The sequence below is a fragment of the Nostoc sp. NOS(2021) genome, assembly GCF_017115025.1.
Classification (GTDB): Bacteria; Cyanobacteriota; Cyanobacteriia; order Cyanobacteriales; family Nostocaceae; genus Nostoc.
Genome location: NZ_JABXKM010000010.1, coordinates 1 through 3,878, shown reverse-complemented (window position 1 = coordinate 3,878; position 3,878 = coordinate 1). Strand labels below are relative to the sequence as shown.

Sequence of the window (3,878 nt, the reverse complement as noted above, 5' to 3'; positions counted from 1 at the left end):
AAAACCTATATACAAACAGACTTTCAACCCAGTCCCCAGTCCCCAGTCCCCAGTCCCCTGCTATATTTAATCCCTTCTTGAGAGCGATTTCACGCCCTCACCTGACTTTCCTGCACTTGCTGCAATAAATCTTCTGCACTTTCTGCTGGTGCAAGACACTTCAAACCTTGGCAAACTAACCCAACGCTTCCTTCTGGTAAATCAGATGTGACGGCAAACACAGCCACCGGCAAATACTTGGGGATCAAAGCCTTTATTTGCTCACTTGTGCTGCGAATCAAGGTAGAATTACGATACCAATCCAAAGCTGTAAATAAACTGGGACAACCTTGCGGAGCGCGATGCATGACACTCCTAAAAGCTTTTAAACCAAGTTCCGCTAAATCCAAATAATCTAGATTATCGGTGAGTAGGGCCAGACGCACAAGGTTAGCGATCGCAATTCCATTAGCTGATGGTGTAGCATTATCTGCGTAACTACGCTCTCTGACAATTAAATCTTGACTAGAATTGCTTGATGTGTTATAATACCCACCTAACTCTACACTCCAGAGAAATTCGTTGAATTCATCTTGGATAGCGATCGCTTTTTCTAACCATTGCTTCTGCTCAGGGCTGGAAGCTTGTAAATCCAAGAGAGCTTTAATAAAAAAGGCGTAATCTTCAGACTGCGCTAAAACGGTTGGTTCTCCTTGATAGTTGAGTCTCTGGAAACGCCCATCGACAAACTGATTTTCCAAAATAAAATTCGCCGCTCGTGCTGCTAATTCCAGATATAACGGTTGTTGGAAAACCCCAGCAGCCCTAGCCAGCCCAGAAATCATCAAGCTATTCCAAGCGACAATCATTTTCGTATCTGTCACCGAGGGAATGCGACCCGGCCAGTTAGTGGTTTTTGCTTCCTGGTTATTACGAGCAGGGGGAAAAGTTTCCAGGGACTCAGAACTAACGCCGTAGCGAGCGGTAAACAGCTTGCTCAGTGCCGTTTCCAGCGTTGCACTCACTTGCCCTGAATAGCGTCTTTGCAAGACATTACGACCTTCAAAGTTGCCGTTAGGTGTCACCGTAAACTGTTCTAATTCCCTTAGTTCTTCAGGTGTTAACAGTTGTTGTAGTTCGCTGTAACTCCAGACGTAAAAGGCTCCTTCTTCTGGTTCTACTGCCGTGGATTCAGTGAAACTGTCAGCATCTTGAGCAGCATAAAAGTAACCTTCAGGTGCGGTCATTTCCCGCTTCAGCCATTGTACGGTACCAGCAACTGCCCTCTCAAACACTGGTTCTTGTATTCCTGTACTCCACAAAGAAGCCAGATACTCCACAATTTGTCCATTGTCGTAGAGCATCTTTTCAAAATGGGGTACTGTCCAAGTAGGGTCAACAGTATAGCGATGAAAACCACCGCCTACATGGTCATAAATGCCTCCCAAGGCTAAATCTAGTCCCCGTTGGGTACAAACTTGGTTGCCATCATAGCGAGATTCAAAATTAAATCGAGTTCCCCGCAGTGCTAATTCTGTATAGGGAATCATCGGAAAGCTGTTGCCAGATTGACTAGGAGTAATTATACTTGTGCTGGTTTCCCAACCTTGGCGGAGTAATTCATGGTCTTCAAGCTCAGTTGTTGTACCGTCCTCTAACACCGCAGACGTGAGCAGAGACTCAATAATTAAGGCTTTGCGTTGCTGTAAGTTCTCTTTTTCTGTATCGTAATAACGGCGAAGGGTTTGCAACACCTGCAAAAATCCCGGACGACCATAGCGCGGGTCTACAGGGAAATAAGTCCCAGCGTAAAACGGCACTAAATCTTCTGGGGACAGAAAAATATTCAAAGGCCAACCCCCTTGACCACTCATCATCTGCAAAGCCTGCATATAGATGCTATCGAGGTCAGGTCTTTCTTCCCTGTCTACTTTGATGGGAAGATAATTGGCATTCATGTAGTCAGCGATCGCAATATCAGAAAAAGCCTCGCCTTCCATGACAGTACACCAGTGGCAACTAGAGTAACCAATGGAGAGAAAAATCGGTTTATTTTGCGCCCTTGCAGTTGCAAGTGCTTCGTCACACCAAGGCCACCAATCAATCGGGTTTTCGGCGTGTTTGCGGAGATAGAGGCTCTTAGCTTCAGCAAGGCGATTAGTCATGATCAAATGCAAGTAAGTTGCCTTCTTTGCTCAGTCTACCCTGTTCCCAGGAGTGTTAGCCTAGACGGCTATGTACATAAGCAAGAAACCCATTACCCCTTGGGTAGGAGGTAGTAGTGCATGTCTTTGACATCGCCTAAGTAAGTTTTTGTAAAAAATTTCAGGTTTGTAGTCAGCGCTAAAGCGCTTTAGCGCCGACTACAAGGCAATTATAAAGCTTTACTTTTCTTTATATATAGCGATGTCTTACGACAAGCTGCTCCGCGTCTACGCTTGTTTGTATGCAATACACTTTGACCTGACTTCCATTCCTCTCTCGTTTTAGGAGAGAGGCTTTGAATCTTGCTCCCCAACGCTAGTAGGGAATAGGTTGGGGGTTAGGTCTGTATTGAGTTTATTTGCGCCGACTTACTTACACCCGTGCAATTTGTAAAACATTCTCACTCAAACGATCGCAATAGCAAGCTAACAATATTTGGTGGCGTTTCTCGCACAGGTGATGCTGTCTTTGTCTGAATTAAAGTATTTGGGCTAAGTCCTGCTATCAAGTGGAGCAATAAGGTGATGATGGCGGCTTGTACAAATTTTTCCAGCATGGCACGTCTCTCTCTGGGTGGATAGCATTTCAAGTAAAACTGGTTATTCTAAATACACTTCGTACTATCGATTTACCGAATCTAACAAAAATAACTTGATAATTACTGAGGGAAATCCTAAAAAAATGTTACTGAAAATTAACATAATTCCCTAAGCAAGTCTGATTCTGGTTATCGGTCTAATCACCACATCGCCAAGGTTGTGCAGCAAAGTCCGAGATATGAGATTGGCGAGAGTTGGAGTTTTTTGATTTATTCTTCGCTAAATCGGGATATTCTCTTAGACAGCTTTTGCCGCTAAAAAGTGCCCTTCGGGGTTGAATCTATTGCAAAAGCACCTTTTGCTCCTTTGTTGGATAAGGCAGAATGGCAAAGATTTACTTTTATCTACTTGGGAACAGTAGAGATCAACCCCAGTTTCGTGCTGTCACCGATAAAATGTATTTAAAGTAGCCACAAACACGCTTCCATGATTCCTATCGTTATTGAACAATCGGGTCGAGGTGAACGCGCCTTTGACATCTACTCACGGCTGTTACGTGAGCGCATCATCTTTTTGGGACAACAAGTTGATAACAACATTGCTAACTTGATTGTTGCCCAACTGCTGTATTTGGATGCTGAAGACCCGGAGAAAGACATTTATATGTACGTCAATTCTCCCGGTGGTTCGGTGACGGCTGGGATGGGCATTTTTGACACTATGAAACACATTCGCCCTGATGTCTGTACAATTTGTACCGGATTGGCGGCGAGTATGGGCGCTTTCCTCCTCAGCGCTGGTGCTAAGGGTAAGCGGATGAGTCTACCCCATTCTCGGATTATGATTCATCAACCTTTAGGCGGCGCTCAAGGACAAGCGACTGATATTGAAATTCAGGCGCGGGAAATTCTGTACCACAAGCGGCGGCTAAACGACTATTTAGCGGAACATACAGGTCAACCAATTGAGCGGATTGCTGAAGATACCGAACGTGACTTCTTCATGTCGCCAGAGGAAGCTAGGGATTATGGCTTAATTGACCAAGTGATTGACCGTCACGCCGCTGGTAGCCGTCCAGCAGTTGCTCTTGTTAATTAATAGTCATATCATGTCCGCTTGATTACTTACTAAACCCCAAGAACCCCACCCCGCCAA

The 3,878-nt window shown here is 44.9% G+C and carries 3 protein-coding genes; 1 reads left to right on the top strand and 2 read right to left on the bottom strand.

The window, feature by feature from the left end; all coding sequences use genetic code 11:
- Window positions 1-89: 89 nt before the first annotated feature.
- On the bottom strand, window positions 90-2,144 hold the full coding sequence (locus HWQ41_RS00180; RefSeq protein ID WP_292758599.1) for a thioredoxin domain-containing protein: 2,055 nt from the start codon (window positions 2,142-2,144) through the stop codon (window positions 90-92).
- Between the two features lie 440 nt (window positions 2,145-2,584).
- Entirely contained in the window at window positions 2,585-2,740 is a 156-nt protein-coding gene (locus tag HWQ41_RS00175; RefSeq protein ID WP_292758596.1) for a hypothetical protein, read from the bottom strand.
- A gap of 469 nt (window positions 2,741-3,209) precedes the next feature.
- Here HWQ41_RS00175 and clpP point away from each other — a divergent pair, with 469 nt between their 5' ends.
- Entirely contained in the window at window positions 3,210-3,821 is a 612-nt protein-coding gene (gene clpP, locus HWQ41_RS00170) for an ATP-dependent Clp endopeptidase proteolytic subunit ClpP (RefSeq protein WP_292758593.1), read from the top strand.
- Window positions 3,822-3,878: the final 57 nt, after the last annotated feature.

What these genes read in the sequence shown, in the direction of transcription:
- HWQ41_RS00180 (WP_292758599.1), bottom strand. Translation starts at nt 2,144, where the DNA reads ATGACTAATCGCCTTGCTGAAGCTAAGAGCCTCTATCTCCGCAAACAC.
- HWQ41_RS00175 (WP_292758596.1), bottom strand. Translation starts at nt 2,740, where the DNA reads ATGCTGGAAAAATTTGTACAAGCCGCCATCATCACCTTATTGCTCCAC.
- clpP (WP_292758593.1), top strand. Translation starts at nt 3,210, where the DNA reads ATGATTCCTATCGTTATTGAACAATCGGGTCGAGGTGAACGCGCCTTT.